The sequence below is a fragment of the Hoylesella timonensis S9-PR14 genome, from assembly GCF_000762405.1.
Taxonomy (GTDB): domain Bacteria; phylum Bacteroidota; class Bacteroidia; order Bacteroidales; family Bacteroidaceae; genus Prevotella; species Prevotella timonensis_A.
This window is the reverse complement of sequence record NZ_JRPQ01000174.1, coordinates 1-1429: the sequence shown is the minus strand read 5'-3', so window position 1 is coordinate 1429 and position 1429 is coordinate 1. Positions and strand designations below refer to the sequence as shown.

1 protein-coding gene and 1 pseudogene are annotated in these 1429 nt (G+C 43.3%); both read left to right on the top strand.

Annotated elements, in window-relative coordinates:
* Positions 1-66: 66 nt before the first annotated feature.
* A pseudogene (locus HMPREF9304_RS10775) lies at positions 67-438 on the top strand (MerR family transcriptional regulator).
* 5 nt (positions 439-443) lie between these two features.
* Positions 444-1429: toprim domain-containing protein (locus tag HMPREF9304_RS10770; protein ID WP_036929003.1), on the top strand; the 986-nt coding region annotated here is incomplete at its 3' end.

The window sequence follows — 1429 nt, the reverse complement described above, 5'->3', positions numbered from 1 at the left end:
ATAATGGATCTCGCCAAGGAATTGGGACCGCAGCACATGATCTTACAAACCAAACTGTGATGACATATGGAAATAATAGCAGTAGAAAGCCAAGCCTATCAGGAACTGATAGACAGGCTCAACCGAATTGAGCAGTATNTNGAGCGCACCTCNCNTCTTATCCAAGANATNGANGANGAGCTGGAGATGACCACCAAAGACCTNATCGNGACTCTGAATGTTTCAGAGTCCACCCTTTACCGTTGGCGCAAGAAGCAGTTGGTGAGGTATCGCTACACAGAAGGTGGTGATGTGCGTTATTTTTTCAAGTCTATCGTGATTGCCACGAAATGCAACCGGCTCCGCGTATCAGGTATGAGAAACGACGAGATTCTTGGTCGGCTCAACCGTTTCAAGGACAATCTCATCATGAGTTCATGTATTAATCCTAAAAACTGACAACTATGATAGAAAAGGAACAGATTCTTTTACTTACACAAGGAGGTCTGAATGTGTTTTCACATTTCCTTGGCTTTGAGGTAAACCTTCATCGCAACTTCCGAAGCCCTTTCTATGACGATAGGCGGGCTTCCTGCCATATCTACTACGACAGGAAAACTTCTTCTTACAAATTCTATGATCATGGAGATACCACCTATTCTGGGGATTGCTTCTGGTTTGTGGCAACCCTCCGTAATTTGAACCTGAAAACAAGTTTTCCCGAAGTATTGGAAACGATTGTACAAGAACTTGGATTGTATTCTTTATGTAATGGTGAAAAGCATAGCAGCCATATCACGTCAGCATATAAAGAAACTATTGTTCCCACTCCTAAGGCTGATATAACCAAGTGTACGGAAGAACGACCATATAGTTTCGAGATACAGCCATTTGACGATGGTCTGCTGAACTATTGGGCACATTATGGCATCCATGAGGATACACTCCGTCGCTTTCGTGTACGGAGTCTTAAACGCTACGAAAGTGTATCTGCTGAAGGCAAGAAGTTTGAACTTTATGGTTCACCTACGGAACCTATGTTTGCCTATATCGGAAACGGCTATGTAAAGATATACCGACCTCACAGTCCAAAAATCCGCTTTCTTTATGGTGGACGGATGCCTGCCACCTATTGCTTCGGAATGGAGCAGATTCCTGCCAAAGGAGATATGCTTTTCATTACAGGTGGAGAAAAGGATGTACTCTCATTGTATGCACACGGCTTCAATGCGATTTGCTTCAACAGTGAAACGGCACAGATACCGACAAGTATCATTGAGAGCCTTCAGCTTCGTTTTAGGCATATCATACTCTTGTATGATGCGGATGAAACAGGTGTACGGGAGGCACATAAACAGTCTGAACATCTGGCTGAATACAAGGTCTTGAACCTTTCACTTCCGCTAAGTGGTACGAAGTCTGAAAAAGACATTTCTGATTTCTTTGCCTT